This window comes from Stenotrophomonas sp. YJH_SMC_79, from assembly GCF_059367995.1.
In genome coordinates this window covers 921,024-936,896 of sequence record NZ_JCAFRK010000002.1, presented here as the reverse complement: position 1 = coordinate 936,896, position 15,873 = coordinate 921,024, and the positions used below count along the sequence as shown (strand labels likewise).

General features: G+C 68.3%; 13 protein-coding genes. 8 read left to right on the top strand and 5 right to left on the bottom strand.

From position 1 onward, the window contains the following. Window positions 1–310: 310 nt before the first annotated feature. From AC5P57_RS11135 to AC5P57_RS11125, 3 genes are all read right to left on the bottom strand, one after another. Entirely contained in the window at window positions 311–2,221 is a 1,911-nt protein-coding gene (locus AC5P57_RS11135) for a CocE/NonD family hydrolase (protein ID WP_262234952.1), read from the bottom strand. Between the two features lie 201 nt (window positions 2,222–2,422). Then, window positions 2,423–2,809 carry a DUF4440 domain-containing protein gene (locus AC5P57_RS11130; protein WP_262234951.1) on the bottom strand — a complete coding sequence of 129 codons (387 nt, stop codon included), beginning with the start codon at window positions 2,807–2,809 and terminating at the stop codon, window positions 2,423–2,425. Next, window positions 2,809–4,167, bottom strand: a complete 1,359-nt coding sequence (locus tag AC5P57_RS11125; protein ID WP_262234950.1) for an MFS transporter — start codon at window positions 4,165–4,167, stop codon at window positions 2,809–2,811. The genes AC5P57_RS11130 and AC5P57_RS11125 overlap by 1 nt, the downstream gene beginning before the upstream one ends. 105 nt (window positions 4,168–4,272) lie before the next feature. On the opposite strand from AC5P57_RS11125, the gene AC5P57_RS11120 reads away from it, so the two are divergent. Continuing rightward, window positions 4,273–5,169, top strand: coding sequence for a LysR family transcriptional regulator (locus AC5P57_RS11120; protein ID WP_099553202.1), 897 nt, complete (start codon window positions 4,273–4,275; stop codon window positions 5,167–5,169). 99 nt (window positions 5,170–5,268) lie between these two features. On the opposite strand, the gene AC5P57_RS11115 is transcribed toward AC5P57_RS11120, so the two are convergent. Continuing rightward, window positions 5,269–8,064 (bottom strand): beta-glucosidase family protein, encoded by a 2,796-nt coding sequence (locus AC5P57_RS11115; protein WP_262234949.1) that lies wholly within the window; start codon window positions 8,062–8,064, stop codon window positions 5,269–5,271. Window positions 8,065–8,401: 337 nt separating this feature from the next. Here AC5P57_RS11115 and AC5P57_RS11110 point away from each other — a divergent pair, with 337 nt between their 5' ends. After that, entirely contained in the window at window positions 8,402–8,836 is a 435-nt protein-coding gene (locus tag AC5P57_RS11110) for a VOC family protein (RefSeq protein WP_099553200.1), read from the top strand. A 187-nt stretch (window positions 8,837–9,023) separates the two neighbouring features. After that, the gene (locus AC5P57_RS11105; protein WP_315974197.1) at window positions 9,024–9,728 is read left to right on the top strand and encodes a helix-turn-helix transcriptional regulator; all 705 of its coding nucleotides are present in this window, start codon (window positions 9,024–9,026) and stop codon (window positions 9,726–9,728) included. Between the two features lie 9 nt (window positions 9,729–9,737). Here AC5P57_RS11105 and AC5P57_RS11100 read toward each other — a convergent pair whose 3' ends face one another. Beyond that, window positions 9,738–10,616, bottom strand: a complete 879-nt coding sequence (locus AC5P57_RS11100) for a sterol desaturase family protein (RefSeq protein WP_495219576.1) — start codon at window positions 10,614–10,616, stop codon at window positions 9,738–9,740. A gap of 186 nt (window positions 10,617–10,802) precedes the next feature. On the opposite strand from AC5P57_RS11100, the gene AC5P57_RS11095 reads away from it, so the two are divergent. From AC5P57_RS11095 to AC5P57_RS11075, 5 genes are all read left to right on the top strand, one after another. Next, complete coding sequence (locus tag AC5P57_RS11095; RefSeq protein ID WP_262234946.1) at window positions 10,803–11,708, top strand: LysR family transcriptional regulator; 906 nt, start codon at window positions 10,803–10,805, stop codon at window positions 11,706–11,708. A gap of 92 nt (window positions 11,709–11,800) precedes the next feature. Next, entirely contained in the window at window positions 11,801–12,451 is a 651-nt protein-coding gene (locus AC5P57_RS11090) for a DsbA family oxidoreductase (RefSeq protein WP_099553197.1), read from the top strand. Window positions 12,452–12,486: 35 nt separating this feature from the next. After that, window positions 12,487–13,494, top strand: coding sequence for a cyclase family protein (locus AC5P57_RS11085; protein WP_099553196.1), 1,008 nt, complete (start codon window positions 12,487–12,489; stop codon window positions 13,492–13,494). 340 nt (window positions 13,495–13,834) lie between these two features. Beyond that, a complete protein-coding gene (imuA, locus tag AC5P57_RS11080; protein WP_099553195.1) occupies window positions 13,835–14,449 on the top strand; it encodes a translesion DNA synthesis-associated protein ImuA in 615 nt (204 codons plus the stop codon). A gap of 9 nt (window positions 14,450–14,458) precedes the next feature. Further along, window positions 14,459–15,868 (top strand): Y-family DNA polymerase, encoded by a 1,410-nt coding sequence (locus tag AC5P57_RS11075; RefSeq protein ID WP_099553194.1) that lies wholly within the window; start codon window positions 14,459–14,461, stop codon window positions 15,866–15,868. Window positions 15,869–15,873: the final 5 nt, after the last annotated feature.

The following is a 15,873-nucleotide window of genomic DNA, read 5'->3' as shown; positions in this document are numbered from 1 at the left end:
GTCGACCTTGGTCGACACGCTCCTGCGCCATCGCGGATGCCGGCCAGCGGCCGGCACTACCGCAGCCGCCTGAATCGACCTGCCATGGCCCAGCTCTGGTAGGTGTCGACCTTGGTCGACACGCTCCTGCGCCATCGCGGTTGCCGGCCAGCGGCCGACACTACCGCAGCCGCCTGAATCGACCTGCCATGGCCCAGCTCTGGTAGGTGTCGACCTTGGTCGACACGCTCCTGCGTCATCGCGGATACCGGCCAGCGGCCGGCACTACCGCAGCCGCCGGGCATCGCGCACCCGGCGGATCTCACCAACCTCAATACACCGGCAGATCGATGTAGCTCGCCTGCGCCGCGCTATGCCAGACCCGCTGCGTGGCCTTCTGGTAATCGCCCGGCTTGGCCAGGTAGACATTGGGCACGTAGGTCTGCGGGTTGCGGTCATACAGCGGGAACAGGCTGGACTGCACCTGCACCATCACCCGGTGCCCCTTCTGGAAGGTGTGGTTGGCGTTGGGCAGGTCGAAGCGGTACGGCAGCACCTGGTTCGCCGCCAGCGGCTTCGGATCGCTGAAGCTCTCGCGGTAGCGGCCGCGGAAGATCGCCAGCGACACTGGCAGCTCGTAGCCCCCCATCTCCGGCGTGGACGCTTCCTGGTCCGGATACACGTCGATCAGCTTCACCACCCAGTCGCTGTCGGTGCCACTGGTCGAGGCCTGCAGGTGCACCACCGGCGCGCCGCCGATGCGCAACGGCGCGGTCAGCGGTTCGGTGATGAAGGTCAGCACGTCCGGACGACCATCGACAAAGCGCTGGTCCTTGACCAGCCAGGTGGTCCACATGTCGCGGTCACCGAAGCGGACCGGCCGCGGCACGAACGGCACCGGCTTGGCCGGGTCGGACACGTACTCCTCGAAGTCGCCCTCGCCCGCCGCCGGCGCCTGGAACGCCAGCTTGCCGCCGGCGCGCAGGTACAGCGGCTTGCTGCTGGCGGCACAGCCCTTGTCACAGCTGCGCGGCCAACCCTTCAAGCGGTCCCAATGGTTTTCGCCAGTGTTGTAGATCAGCACCGGCGGCGTGTCCGCCTTCGGCGCGCCGTCCACCAGGTACTGGTCGAAGAATGGCTTCAGCACATCACGGCGGAACTGAAGCGCGGTATCGCCATCGAACTTCAGCGCGCCCAGCTCGCTGCCGCTGTAGTTCACCTGGCTGTGCCGCCACGGCCCCATCACCAGGTAATTGCGGTTGTTGCCGCTGTCGCGCCCTTCCATTGCCTGGTAGGCGTGGTTGGCGCCCCACATGTCCTCCTGGTCCCATAGGCCCTGCAGCCACATGGTCGGGACCTTCAACGGTGTCTTCGCCATCACCGCGTCCAGCGCCTGGCCCTGCCAGAAGCCGTCATAGGCCGGGTGCTCGACCAGCTTCTTCCACCAGGTCAGCTGGTCCACGCCGGTGAAGCGCGCGTAGTCGCCAGCCGAACCGATGCGCAGGAAGGTGCTGTAGTCGTCGTAGCCGAGGCTGGGCAGCGGCGTACCCTTGCCGCGCTTCTCGGTCTGCATCGCGAAATAGTTGAAGTTGACCTGGCGGAACGCGCCGTAGTTGAGCCAGTCGTCACCCATCCAGCCATCGACCATCGGGCTCTGCGGTGCCGCCACTTTCAGCGCCGGATGCGGGTCGGTCAGCGCCATCACCACGGTGAAACCCTCGTACGACGAGCCGAGCATGCCGACCTTGCCATTGCTCTCCGGCACGTTCTTGACCAGCCAGTCGATGGTGTCCCAGGCGTCGGTGGAATGGTCGACTTTGGTGTTGTTCAACGGTCCGCGCAGCGGCCGGGTCATCACGTAATCGCCTTCGGAGCCATACTTGCCACGGATGTCCTGGAACACGCGGATGTAGCCGCCGTCGACAAACACCTCGTCGCCCTGCGGCAGCAGGTCGCGCATGCGCGGCGAATCACTGCGGCTGGCGCGGCCAGCGGCATCGTAAGGAGTGCGGGTCAGCAGGATCGGCGCGTTGCGGGCGCCCTTGGGCACCACGATCACCGTATACAGCCTGGTGCCATCACGCATCGGCACCATCACCACGCGCTTGTCGTAGTCACGACCGACATCGGGGGCAACGAAGGGCTTGCCGCTGATGTCCGGGGTCATCGGCGGGGTATCGGCGGCCAGCACAGTGCTGGACAGGCAAAGGGCAATGGCTACAGCGACGGCACGCACACGCATGGACAACCCCTCCCGGCAGGAAAGCCTCAAGCCTACTCCTGCCTTGAGCCGTGAGGTGTGTGCGCGCTTTGCATTCTGCGGTGGATGCGGGCAGGACTGATGGCACATGTGCCCCCGGTGCCGCTGCGCATGCCGACGACCAGTAGTGCCGGCCGCTGGCCGGCACCTTCATGATCCTGGCGCACGTTACGCGGTTGCCGGTCAGGCCACCGGCACTTCATGCAGCGCCAGCCAGCGCCAACGGCCATCTTCCTGCCGCAGCACGGCCAACGATTCGCGCCATGTGGGCTGGCCGCCATCGACCGAATGCCCTTCGCGATAGCGCAGTACCGCCAGCGGTGACGGCGCCTGGACCGCCTGCACGGCCTCGATGGAAATCAGCAGCCCCGGACGCGCGCCATGGCCGCCCTCGAACAGCGCCTGCACAGCCGGCCGATCCAACCGGCGCCCGGCGATGCCGACCATGCTGAAGTCCGCGCAGAAATGCGCCATCAGATGATCCAGCGCATCCGCACCCACCTCGGCCCGGAACCAGACCTGTAGTTTGTCATGCAGGTGGTGGATTTCATGTTCTGCGGTGGTAGCCATCAAGTGTTCTCCGGTTGCGAAAGGGTGATCCTCTGCGGCCGACGCAGCAACGCCATCGGCAACAGGGTCAGTACGGCGGCCAACCCCAGCGCCACGCCGGTGGCGCGGGCAGGCAGCCACTGCATGGCCAAGGCCAGCAGCAACGCAATGGCGGCAGTGCCAAGGCAGAAACTGAGCTGGCGATTGAGATTCCAGAGAGCGCTGGCATCGCCCAGCGCCTCACCTTCCACGCCATGGAAGGCGAGCGTCTGCGCAGTGCTGCTGCACAGGCTGCCGCCGGCGCCCATCAGCGCGAACAACAGCGCGGCCAAGGTGAAGGCCGGCTGCGGCAACAGCGCCATCAACAGCAGGCCGCTGGCCTGCAGCAGCATGCCGGCGCGCAGTACCGTGGCCGGGCCGAAGCGGGCCAGCAGGCGCTTGCTGACCGTGATCGCAATGGCCGAGGCCAGCGCCCAGGGCAGCATCAACGCGCCGATGCGTGCCGCGCTGTAACCGGCCTGGTGCAGCTGCAGGGTACTGACCAGCTGACTGCCGATGAATACACCCGGCACTGCCAGATACACCAGCATCGCCAGCCGCAGCCCACGGTGGGACAACAGCGACCAGCGCAGCAGTGGCTGCGCCTGCCGACGTGCATGCCGCAGGTGGGCCGCCGCCAGCAGCAGTGCGACCAGCAGCAACACGGCACCTGCGCCACGATGTCCGGACTCGCCCAGCCAGGTCAGCGCCAGCAGCAGCGCGTCCAGCGCCAGCATCGCGGTGGACAGCGCATAGGCCTGCAGGCGCGGCGCACTGCGCGCGCCATCGGCCGGCATCCAGGCCAGCACCAGGCCGATCGCTACCACCGCCAACGGCAGGCTGGCCCAGAGCACGCCGCGCCAGGACAACCACTGCACCAGCAGGCCGCCCAACGCGGGCGCCAGCGCCGGCACCAGCAGCGCCACCAGCAGGATGCGCCGGGTCAGCGCGCCACGCTGCCCGGGCGTGCACTGACGGTAGGCCGCCGCCTGCGCCACCGGAATCAGCAGGCCGCCGGCCAGCCCCTGCAGCAGGCGCCAGCCCAGCAGCCAGCCGATCCCCGGTGCTGCGCCGGCCAGCGCAGCGGCAACCGCGAACAACAGCAGCGCCACAAGCAGCAGACGACGCTCGCCACAGCGCGCGGCCAGCCAGGGGGCCAGCGGAATCACCACGCTCAGGCCCAGCATGTAGGCGGTGCCCACCCAGGCCAGGGTGCTGATGTCAGCGTGCAGTTCCGCGGTCAATGCCGGATAGGCCACCGTGGCGATGAACATGTTGACCAGGTCCAGGGCGAACACCAGCAGGAAGATCGCCTCATGGCGCAGGCGGGGGGACGGCATCGGCGGCGCTCCAGCAGGGAAGCGGCCAGCATGCCGTGCGAGCCTTGTTGGAAAAACACGACAACAACTGCAACACTGTCAAATCTACTTTGACAATGAATTGCCATGGTCAGCCTCGATCGCTTCGATATCTTCCGGGCCGTGGTCGAGGCCGGCAGCCTGACCGCTGCGGCCGATCGCCTCGGCCTCAGCCGCGCGGTGGTCAGCTTCAACCTGAAGCGGCTGGAGCAGGAACTGGGCGTGACCCTGCTGTTGCGCAGTACCCGCCACCTGGCCCTGACCGAGGCCGGCGAACAGTTCCTGCAGCACTGCTTGCAGGCGCTGGATGCCGCACAGGCAGCGATCGATGCCGCGCGCCGCGACCAGCATCAGCTGCAGGGCGTACTGCGCCTGACCACGACACCGGAATACGCGCAGCTGCGCCTGATCGCAGCGCTGGAGGCCTTCCGTGCCCGGCATCCGGCCCTGCAGCTGCACCTGTCGACTTCACCGGCACCGGCCGACCTGATTCCCGAACGCTTCGATCTGGCGATCCGCCTCGGCCGCCTGCCAGATTCGGGCCTGCACGCCAGTGAACTGGAGCGCCACCCGCTGTGCGCGGTGGCGGCTCCGTCCCTGCTGGCGCGCCTACCCTCCGCCGAGGCGGCCGATGATCCTGTACAGCTGGGAACCCTGCCCCGCCTGGGCTACCCGCGTCTGGCCGATGTGCCGGTGGTGGCACCGGATGGCAGCGACGCCCTGTTTGCCACCAACCCGGGCAACGCGGTGGTGCGCGTGGATGGCGCCAGCAGCCTGCGCGCTTTCGCTGTGGCCGGCGCCGGGGTCACCGTGCTGCCACGCTGGCTGATCGAGGACGACCTGGCCCAGGGTCGCCTGCGGCCGGTACTGCGCCAGCACCGCTTCCCGCAGCAGAGCGTGTACGCGGTCTACCCGCACAGTACGCAGCCCTCACCAAAGGTGCGGCAGCTGATTGATTTCCTGCGCGACCGGTTCGCCACATAAAAAGGGGACGGAGGGGATTAAGTCGTTTATGCATAAACGACTTAATCCCCTCCGTCCCCTTTTTCAGACACGGCCCTGTGCGGGCCGTGTCTTCAGGCATCAGCGCAGCACCTGCTCCACCAGCTGCACGTCCACGCTATGCAGCGGTTCGGCGGCATTGCGCGACAGCTGCACCTGGTAACTGCCGCCGTCGATCTTCCACTGGCGGGCCTGCGCATCGTAGTGGGCCAGGGTCTTCGGCTCGGCTTCGATGCGGATGCGACGCTGTTCGCCCGGCTGCAGGGTCACCTTGTCGTAGCCGATCAGGCGGATCGGCGTGCTGCTGCCAGCCGGCAGCTTCAGGTACAACTGGGCCACGTCGGCACCGGCGCGCTCGCCGGTGTTGCGGATGTCGACGCTGGCGACCAGGCGCGAACCCTCCACGCTCACTTTCAGGTTTTCATAGGCGAACGAGGTGTAGGACAGGCCGTGGCCGAAGGCGAAGGTCGGGGTCAGGCCCTTGGCCGCCATCCACTTGTAGCCGACGTTGGCACCTTCGATATCGAAATCGAACACATCACCAAACGGCTTGGCCGGCTTGAAGCCGAGGCCGTCGATGTGCGGGCGCGGCAGCTGCGATTCATCCACCACCCAGGTCACCGGCAGGCGACCCGACGGATTGACCTGGCCGGTCAGCAGCGCGGCGATGCCTTCGCCACCTCGGATGCCCGGGTACCAGGCCTGCAGCATCGCCGGCACCTGCGCCAGCCACGGCGTGCGCACCGGGCCGTTGGTTTCCAGCACCAGCACCGTCTTCGGGTTGGCCTTGGCCACCGCCGAGATCAGTGCGTCCTGGTTGTCCGGCAACTGCATGTCCGGCAGGTCCACCGATTCGGCGGCCCACTGCGTGGCGAACACGATGGCCACGTCGGCCTGCGCGGCGGCCTTGGCCGCAGCAGCGGCGTTGGTGCCGTCCACATACGTGATGGTCGCGTCCGGGCGCGCTGCACGCAGCGATTCCAGCGGCGAGGACGGGTGGAAGATCACCGGGCCCGGCCAGGTGGTCGGCAGCACACCCGGCACCGCATTGGTGCCCTTGGCGGTCACGCCCACCATCGACGAACCACCGCCACCGATCACGCCCTTGTCGGCATGGCCGCCGATGATGACGATGCGCTTCACGCTGTCGGCCAGCGGCAGCAGGTTGCCCTCATTGCGCAGCAGCACGCTGCCCTCTTCCACCGTACGCTGGGCCACGGCGAAACCGGCCTCCGCGTCGACCTTCTGGTGCTGCGGCGGGTTGTCGAAATTGCCGTGCAGGAACATCGTGCGCAGGATGCGCGCCACCATGTCATTCAGGCGCGCCTGCGGCACCACGCCGCCATGCACGGCCAGGCGCAGCGGTTCATCGAAGAACACCGCCGCGTCGAACACTTCACCGGCCGACTGCTGGTCCAGGCCCGCCAGCGCTGCCTTCGAACCGCTGTGCACGCCGCCCCAGTCGGACATCACGAAACCGGGGAACTTCCATTCCTGCTTCAGCACCTGGTTCATCAGGTAGCCGTTCTCGCAGCCGTAGGTGCCGTTGATCTTGTTGTACGAGCACATCGCCACGCCCGGGCGACCGGCGTCCAGCGCGATCTCGAACGCCAGCAGGTCCGACTCGTGCATGGCCTGTTCGCCGATGCGCACGTCGTGGAAGTTGCGGCGGGTCTCCATGTCGTTCAGCGCGAAGTGCTTCATCGAGGAGATCACGTGCTGGCTCTGCACGCCCTGGATCAGCGCACCGACCATCGAACCGGCCAGCAGCGGATCTTCACCGGCATATTCGAAGTTGCGGCCGTTGCGCGGGTCGCGCTGCAGGTTGACGCTGCCCGACAGCAGGATGTTGAAGCGCTGCTGCCACGCCTCGCGGCCCATTGTCGCGCCACCGGCAAAGGCGACTTCGCGGTTCCAGCTGGAGGCGGTGGACGGGCCCGAGGGCATCGCCGTGGCGAAATCGCCCGGGCGGATGCCGCCCGGATTGGTCACGCCGACGCCGGCATCGGCCGACTGCTGCGACGGAATGCCCAGCCGCGCCACGCCCGGCACGAAACCGGCCGAACCGACCGCGCCTTCCGGCAGCGGGCCACCGTCCTTGCCCAGCCCGAAGTAGCTGTGCAGCATCTGGAACTTCTCATCCTCGGTCATCGCCTTCAGCAGCAGCGCAGCGCGCGCATCGGCGTTGAGCGTGGTGTCCATCCACGGCCTGTCGCCATGCGTGTCGGCGGCATAGGCCAGGGTCAGCAGGGTGGCACGCAGGGTGCTGCCTTCCACCTTGAACGGCGCACTGCTGGCGGCCTGGAAACCGTCGCTGAAATAGCTGGCATCCGCTTCCAGCGCCACACGCGCCGGATCGAAGCCTGCGGCCTTGGCCGATTCACCAGCCACCGCGCCGAGCAGCACCGCCGGTGCACCCAGCCGCGAACGGGTGACCAGTGCCGGCAGCTGCGCGGCACCTGCACCGGCATCGGTATAGACCGCCACGGTGTGGCGGCCGTCGTCCAGGCGCAGGTAGTTCAGGCCCGGCTGGTCGGGGCCGGATTCAGCGGCGATCGGCAGCCGGGTCAGCACGGCCTGGCCGCGCTGGGTCTGGCCATCGTCCTTGCCCGCAGCAATGAAGCGGTATGCGTAGCCCAGGCCATCGGCCAGCACCTGCAGCGGATCGACCTGGCCGATGCCGCGCTGCACCTGGCGCACGCTCACCGCGTCCACCTGCAGGGTCTTCAGCTGGGCGGCCAGGGCCGGCATCGCCTCGGCGGTCGGGGCCTGTTCCAGGGTCAGCACAGTGAACGCGGCAGGGTCGGCCCAGGCCGGGGCGGCCAGTGCGGCAGACAGGGCCAGGGACAGTGCAAGCGGCTTTGTAAACGTTTTCATCGGCAGGCGTAATTCCGTTGCCAAGGCAATCGGTCCAGGGAAAGTGCCGCCGAAGGGTGCAGCGTTCATGCCGCGCAGGGGTTGCCAGGCAACGTCCCGCAGGCCGAAGGACGGGCCGGTCTGCGCGCGGGACCCTCCTCCCGGCGTGACAACCTGCCTGTCCGGGCCGCGCAGGGCGACCCAATCATGTGAAGATTGTGCGAGGGCGTTCACACCTGTCAACAGGACCTAAGTCACAGAGGCAACCCGGCCAGCGGTTATCAGGCCATCACCGGCAGTCATCAGTGCACCGCGCGGGGCTGCCGATAATGGACGTCCCTGGCCACGAACCGAGCCCATGACCGTCCACCGCGACTTCGACCATCTCTGGCGTGACCGCTGCGATACGTCCAGCCAGCGCGCGCCGCGCGTGCTGATCCGGGTGTTCGTGGCCCCCGGTGAGCTGGAGCGCAGCGTGGCCTTCTACGAGCAGCTGCAGGGCGTGGTGGCCGATGCGGGGTTCCCGTTTCCGGAGGCCGGGCTGCGTCTGGCGATGGTCGGGGCGTTCCTGTTGATCGAGGGTAGCGAGGCGGCACTGGCGCCGTTCACCTCGACCACCGGGACACTGTTGGTCGATGACGTTCGGCCCTATCACGACAAACTGGTCGCGGCTGGCGCCAAGATCATCTTCCCGTTGCAGGTGGTACCGACCGGGGCGGCGTTCAATGCAGTGCATCCCGATGGCACGGTGGTCGAGTACGTGCATCATCGGCCGGATCCACACGGGCGCTGAGGGCGCGCGCGGCACCCGCGGTAGTGCCGGCCGCTGGCTGGCAACCTCCATGCCGCGGACACCCCCGCCAACGGACCCACCCCGCCTTCGACAGTTTCTCGCGACCTGCAGTAGATCCACGCCATGCGTAGATGCTTCTTTTTTTCCATTGTCGGAATATTCGATTTCGATGGAGATTCATCCACGCATGGCGTGGATCTACAATCCCGTCATGTCCTCCCTCGCCCTGCCCTGGAATGGCACGTTGCTGCTGGATGCGCACGCCGCCGTGCTTCACGGTCATGCCGGTGACAGCGCCGCGCATGCGCACTACGCCCATCAACTGCTGTTGAGCGACGGTACGCCCTGGCAGGTCGAGGTCGATGGCGTACGGCAGCAGGGCCAGCGGCTGTGGCTGCCCTCCTTCCAGACACACGCGATCCTGTCGGCGCCGGAGGCGGGCTGCACGGTGTTCCTTGAGCCGGCGCATGCCGACCTCGAACAGATCCAGCAGCACCTGCACGCGCTGCCCGGCACTGCGATGGAACTGCAGGACTGGCTGCCACGATTGAGCCGCGCGCAGCCACTGGACCGCCGCGTGCAGGCGGCGTTGGCCCGTATTGCCCAGCACCTGCCCGGCCCGGTGCCGGCCGCCGATATCGCCGAGGCGGCGCACCTGTCGACCAGCCAGCTGCACCGGCGTTTCCAGTCCGAGCTGGCGGTGACCCTGCGCGGCTGGGTGCTGTGGCGACGGCTGCGCAACGCGCTCATGCATCATCTGCGCGGGCACAACCTGACCGACAGTGCGCATGCCGCTGGATTCGCCGATCTGGCTCATCTGTCGCGCAACCTGCGCCGCATGTTCGGCATCGGTGCCGCGCAGCTGCAGGGCCTGCAGCTGCACGCGGGCTGACATGTTCGATCATTCGCGCCTGCGCAGGCCTTCCGGCAGCTCCGGCACGTCACCACGCGGCAGCTCGCGGAACGGTGCCAGCAGCTGCCCCGGATAATCGCGCGGATAGTCCGGCTGGCTGCCGATGCCGAGGTCGTGCTGCCGCAGCCGATAGCCCGGCGCATCGAAGGCGGTCCCCAACAGGTGATCCCAGACGGTCAGGAACAGGCCGAAGTTGACGTCGCCAGCGGTGCCGTAACGCATGTGGTGGAAGCGGTGCAGCGGCGCCCAGGCCATCACCCGGCCCAGCACACCGGGACGCATGTCCACGTTGGAGTGCTGCAGCAGCAGCTGGATGGCAATGGCGAAGGCCAGCACCGCAGCCACCGGCATCGGCAGGCCCAACAGCAGCAGCGGCAGCACGCCACCCACCGCTTCGGCTGCCTGGTGCAGCGGATGCTTCATCAGGCCGTTGAAGCCGTACATGCGGGTGACGCTGTGATGCACCGCATGCAGCCGCCACAGCCAGCCGATACGATGGCTGGCGTAGTGCACCAGGGTGATGCCCAGGTCGGCGCAGACGATGGCCAGCAGCACCTGCAGCGCGAATGGCCACTGCACCGGCCACAACTGCCACGGAATGATTGCCGCCAGCAGCGGCACCGCCGCGATCGACAGCAGGTTCAGGCTTTCGTTGACCAGTGCATGCAGGGTGTCACGCAGGCTGTCGCCGTGGTCGTGGTTGAACGCCGGGTCATACGGCCACGCGCGTTCGGCGGCGAACGAGAGCCCGATGGCAAGCGCCAGCAAGGCCAGCAGCCACAGCGGGTCACCGTGGCAGTGGCCGACCCAGACGACGGCAGCGGCAACGAAACCCAGCAGGAACAGCGGGGCATACAGGCGGAGCATCCAGTGCTTCATGGGCAACCCGGAGAATGAGGGGGCTGCATGCTGGCGCAGCGTATGGGCTGCCGGCTTGAACAAACGGCGCAAGTGCGTGCCGCGGGTGGATGCGGAGCGTGGTCGGCACCGTGTTTCCTGCATCCACGCGTGGCGTGGATCTACAATGGCGCCGTTATCGCGCCTGGGACCGGCATGGATTCCTTCAACCTGATGCGTACCTTCCGCCGCATCGTCGAACGCGGCGGGCTGGCCCGCGCTGCCGAAGACCTGGGCATGTCGCCCGCCGGGCTGAGCAAGCAGCTGCGCACGCTGGAAACTCACCTGGGGGTAGTGCTGCTGCAGCGGACCACGCGGCGCATGAGCCTGACCGAGACCGGCCACGCCTATTACCGCGAATGCTGCCGCCTGCTTGACGAACTGGACGCATTGGAACGTGGCATTGCCGAGCAGCGCGGCGAGGTGGCCGGGCGCCTGCGCGTGAACGCGCCGCAGTCGTTCGCGCTGAGCACGCTGTCGCCGCTGCTGCCACGCTTCCTGCAGCAGCACCCGCAGCTGTCGTTGGATCTGGTGATGGAAGACCGGTTGCTCGACGCGGTTGGCGAGGGTTTCGATGTGTCGCTGCGGCTGCGTGCCGAACTGGATGATTCACGCCTTGTGGCGCGCCGACTGGCGTCGCTGCAGCAGGTGCTGTGCGCGGCCCCGTCCTACCTCCAGCAGCATCCGGCACCGCAGGCGGTGGACGATCTGCAGGCGCACAGCGTGCTGGCCTACAGCCTGTCCGACTCCCCCGGCAGCTGGCCGCTGCTCGGCCCCGATGGCCAGGTGACGATCACCCTGCCGGCGCGTGTCACCGTCAACAACAGCCTGCTGCTGCGCGACCTGCTGGTGGCCGGCATGGGCATCGGCGCCCTGCCCTCGTTCCTGGCGGCACCGGCGCTGGCCCGTGGCGAACTGCAGCAGGTGCTGCCCGACCACCGCTATCCGCCGCGCTTCGTGCATGCGGTCTACCCCACCTCGCGCCACCTGCAGCCCAAGGTGCGTGCCTTCATCGATTTCCTGCACGCCGAGCTGCCCGGCTGCGCCGGACTGGATTCGTAACCGCCAGCGAAAACTGAGCTGCCCGCGGCGTGCTGTTTCGGCCACGCCGCGCTGCCTAATCTGCCGCCTCCCCTCTCACCGATGGCAGGCAGATGTCTTCCGCTCCTTCCCCCGCCACCGCAGCGCCGGTGGTCGATTTCTTCCACGACGTGGTCTGCGGCTGGTGCTTCGTGCTGGCCCCGCGCCTGCAGCAGGTCTCGGCCGAACTCGGCATCCAGGTGCGTCACCGCAGCTTCGTGCTGCAGGACTCGCGCGCGCAGATGGTCGAGGTGTTCGGCTCGATGGAGCGCGCCAAGGCGATCATCCTGCGCCACTGGACCGACTGCGCCGCGCATGAAGACACCGCGCGCATCGATATCGAAGGCATGCGCGCACAGGACTTCGAGTATCCGTCCGGCTGGCTCGGCGCACTGGCCTGCCAGGCCGCCGGCATGCTCGGCGGCAATGATGCCCATGGCGCGATGTTCGATGCCGTGCAGTGGGCGCACCTGCACCAGCACCGCAACATCGGCGATGCCGAAGTACTGCTGGATATCGCCGAATCGCTGGGCCATCCACGTGGCGCCTTCGCTGACCACATGCACAGCGACGTGGTGCGCCAGCGCGTGCAGGCCGATCGTGCCGAAGCCGCTGCCCTCGGCATCCGTTCCATACCCACCGTGATCGGCGGCAACGGCCTGCGCCTGCAGACCCTGCCGCTGCCGCAACTGCGCCAGGCCCTGGCGCACCTGGTCGCGGCCTGAGCCGCACCATCCCCCACCCTGCAAGGAGATTTCCCATGACCCCACATACCCTGGCCACCGCACTGGCCCTGCTGCTGGCCGGCACCGCCGCGTCCACCCCCGTGTCCGCGCACGAACGCGTTCCCTCCGGCCAGCAGGTCGGCACCAGCCCCTGGGGGCCGAAGGACGAGATCGGCCGCCTCAACCTGATCACCGAGGCCTCGCGTGCGGCGATCCTGTCGCGGGTGAGCGGCGGCAAGGCCTATGACCTGGCCACCGACTACTACGTCGGCATGCCCAGCTGGCAGGATGCCGGCGACCCGCACTACCAGTTCTGGATGACCCACACCCCGCGCGGCACGGTGATGGATGATCCGATGGGCGTGGGCGAAACCATGAACCTCACCCGCAGCTACACCGGCACCGCGTTCTCGATGTACAGCCACACCGGCACCCACATCGATGCGCTGAACCACTTCGGCATCCATGGAAAGATCTGGAACGGCTTCGAGGCCGACAAGCACCTCGGCGACCGTGGCTGGAATGTCACCGGCATCGAGAAATTCCCGCCGCTGATCGCGCGTGGCGTGCTGATCGACGTGGCCGCCGCCAAGGGCGTGGACATGCTGCCGGACAGCTACCGCGTCACCCGCCAGGACCTGAAGGATGCGCTCGCACGCCAGAAGGTGAAACTGCAGCAGGGCGACGTGGTGCTGATCCGCACCGGCCGCATGCGCCTGTTCGAACAGCCCAAGGCCTACATGGCCAACCCGCCGGGCATGGGCCTGGACGCGGCGCGCTTCCTGGTCGAGGACAGCGGCGCGATGATCGTCGGCGCCGACAACCTCAGCTTCGAGACCTTCCCCTCGGAGGTGTCTGACGACTACGTGCCGCTGCACACCTACCTGCTGGCCCAGCAGGGCGCGCCGATCATCGAGCTGGTGGCGCTGGACGAACTGGCCCGCGACAAGGTCTACGAGTTCGCCTTCATCGGCGGCCCGCTGAAGATCCGCGGCGGCGATGCCGCACCGCTGCGCCCGGTGGCGTTGCCGGTCCGCCCGTAACCAGGGGCATCCCCAGGTAGCGCCGGGCCATGCCGGGTGGGTGCCGACCTTGGTCGGCACCGCGCTTTACCGCTATCCACGCATGGCGTGGATCTACCAGGCTGCGGCATGGATTTGCCGGGGCTCTCTCCAGTAGATCCACGCCATGCGTGGATGCTTTACCCCTTCAGCAACCTGAAACCCGACCCTCCGATTTCATTAGTAATTCTACTCACAAGGCGAGTAGCATGTCCGGTCTCAGCCCCTGATACCGGCCCGTCGATACTCGCTCCATGTCCGCCGTTTCCGCCCGTTCCTGCCGTTTCCAGCCCGCCCGGCGCCCCTCCTGGAGGACCGGCTGATGGGTGCCGTCGTCGCCCTCGACCGGCTGCTTGACGGCCGCCAGCTGTGGCGTGGCCCGGCCCGCCAGGGGCCAGCCAGCGACCATCTGGCCAGCGGCCACCCGGCACTGGACGCACGCCTGCCCGGCGGCGGCTGGCCGGCCAGCGGGCTGTGCGAGGTACTGCAGGCGGCGCCCGGGGTGGGCGAGCTGGCGCTGGTCTGGCCGGCACTGGCCAAACTGAGCCAGCGCGACCGCCCGATCGTGCTGGTCGCCCCGCCCCATCGCCCGCATGCCCCGGCCTGGGCCGCCGCCGGGCTGGACCTGGCCCAGCTGCAGATCATCCATGCCGCGCCGAAGCAGGCGCTGTGGGCCGCCGAACAATGCCTGCGCTCGGCCGCCTGCGCGGCGGTGCTGTGCTGGCCACACCAGGCCGACGACCGCTCACTGCGCCGCCTGCAGGTGGCTGCCGACAGCGGCCAGTGCCTGGGCTTCGTGTTCCGCGAGGCGCAGGCGGCGCGCAACCCCTCCCCGGCCAGCCTGCGCCTGCAGCTCGACCACGGCCAGGTACGGGTGCTGAAGTGCCGTGGCGGCCTTCCGCCGGCGCAGCCGTTGCCGCTGGCCATCGCCCACTGAGGCCGCGCCATGCACTGGGCCTGCCTGTTGTTGCCGCAGCTGGCGCTGGACAGCGTGCTGCGCCTGCAGCCGGACCCGCAGCGGCCATTGGTGCTGCTGCAGGGGCCGGCACAGCGTCGCGTGCTGCGTGCGGTCAGCCCGGCCGCCCGCGCAGCGGGGCTGCGCCCGGGCATGCTGCTGTCGGCCGCGCAGGTACTGGTGCAGGACATGCACCTGCACGACTACGACCCGAACGCCGAACAGCACACCCGGCAGCTGCTGGCCAGCTGGGCCTACGCCTACAGTTCGCAGGTCAGCCTCGATTTTCCGCACGCGCTGGTGCTGGAGATCGGCGCCAGCCGCGCCCTGTTCGGCGACTGGCTGACCATCGAGCAGCGCCTGCGCAACGAACTGCATGAACTCGGTTTCCGCCATCGCCTCGTGGCTGCACCCACCGCGCATACTGCACGCGTGCTGGCCAACGTCCACGACGGCCTCGGCATCGATACGCAGCAGCTGCCGGCGGCGCTGGCACAACTGCCATTGCCGCGCTGCGGCCTGCCCAGCGAAGTGGTGACCGTACTGGGCCGCTCCGGGCTGCGCACGCTGGGTGCGGTGCTCGAACTGCCGCGCGACAGCCTGGCCCGGCGCTTCACCCCCGAGGTACTGCAGCAGCTGGATGCATTGCGTGGGCTGCCCACCGCACCCCTGCGCTACTACCAGCCACCGGACCGGTTCGATGCGCGCATCGAGTTTGAATACGAAATCGAATCCAGCCAGGCCCTGTTGTTCCCGCTGCGTCGCCTGCTGCTGGACCTGGCCGCATTCCTGTGTTCGCGCGATGGCGGCGTGCAGCGCTTCGACCTGCATTTCGAGCATGACCTGCTGCCGGCCAGCGTGCTGACCATCGGCCTGCTGGCGCCCGAGCGCGATCCCGCGCTGCTGTTCGAGATCGCGCGCAACCGCATGGAGGCCTTCGCCCTGCCAGCCGGCAGCCGCGCACTGCGCCTGCAGGCCGAGCAGCTGCCGCCGTTCGTGCCCGCCGCACGCGACCTGTTCGATACCCGGCCGGCGCAGGCGATGCCCTGGAGCCAGCTGCGTGAGCGCCTGCGCGCACGGCTGGGCGATGACGCCGTGCAGCCGCTGGCGGTACAGGCCGACCATCGCCCTGAACGCGCCAGTGGCATCCAGCCCCCGACCAAACCGCCCGCTTACTGGCCACTGCGCCCCGGCTGGCTGCTGGACACCCCGCAACCACTGCGTGATCCGCGTCTGCGCATCATCGCCGGGCCGGAGCGGATCGAATCGGGCTGGTGGGACCAGGCCGACGCGCGCCGCGACTATTACGTGGTGGAAACCGCGCACGGCCAGCGTGGCTGGGCGTTCCGCACACGCAATGACCCGCATGCGCCGTGGATGCTGCACGGCTGGTTCGGCTGAACCGC

Bases quoted from the DNA above. Each gene is read 5' to 3' on its own strand.
- AC5P57_RS11110 (WP_099553200.1), top strand. From the start codon at position 8,402: ATGACCGTCCACCGCGACTTCGACCATCTCTGGCGTGACCGCTGCGAT.
- AC5P57_RS11085 (WP_099553196.1), top strand. From the start codon at position 12,487: ATGACCCCACATACCCTGGCCACCGCACTGGCCCTGCTGCTGGCCGGC.
- AC5P57_RS11100 (WP_495219576.1), bottom strand. From the start codon at position 10,616: ATGCTCCGCCTGTATGCCCCGCTGTTCCTGCTGGGTTTCGTTGCCGCT.
- AC5P57_RS11130 (WP_262234951.1), bottom strand. From the start codon at position 2,809: ATGGCTACCACCGCAGAACATGAAATCCACCACCTGCATGACAAACTA.
- AC5P57_RS11120 (WP_099553202.1), top strand. From the start codon at position 4,273: ATGGTCAGCCTCGATCGCTTCGATATCTTCCGGGCCGTGGTCGAGGCC.
- AC5P57_RS11095 (WP_262234946.1), top strand. From the start codon at position 10,803: ATGGATTCCTTCAACCTGATGCGTACCTTCCGCCGCATCGTCGAACGC.
- imuA (WP_099553195.1), top strand. From the start codon at position 13,835: ATGGGTGCCGTCGTCGCCCTCGACCGGCTGCTTGACGGCCGCCAGCTG.
- AC5P57_RS11125 (WP_262234950.1), bottom strand. From the start codon at position 4,167: ATGCCGTCCCCCCGCCTGCGCCATGAGGCGATCTTCCTGCTGGTGTTC.
- AC5P57_RS11075 (WP_099553194.1), top strand. From the start codon at position 14,459: ATGCACTGGGCCTGCCTGTTGTTGCCGCAGCTGGCGCTGGACAGCGTG.
- AC5P57_RS11090 (WP_099553197.1), top strand. From the start codon at position 11,801: ATGTCTTCCGCTCCTTCCCCCGCCACCGCAGCGCCGGTGGTCGATTTC.
- AC5P57_RS11115 (WP_262234949.1), bottom strand. From the start codon at position 8,064: ATGAAAACGTTTACAAAGCCGCTTGCACTGTCCCTGGCCCTGTCTGCC.
- AC5P57_RS11105 (WP_315974197.1), top strand. From the start codon at position 9,024: ATGGCGTGGATCTACAATCCCGTCATGTCCTCCCTCGCCCTGCCCTGG.
- AC5P57_RS11135 (WP_262234952.1), bottom strand. From the start codon at position 2,221: ATGCGTGTGCGTGCCGTCGCTGTAGCCATTGCCCTTTGCCTGTCCAGC.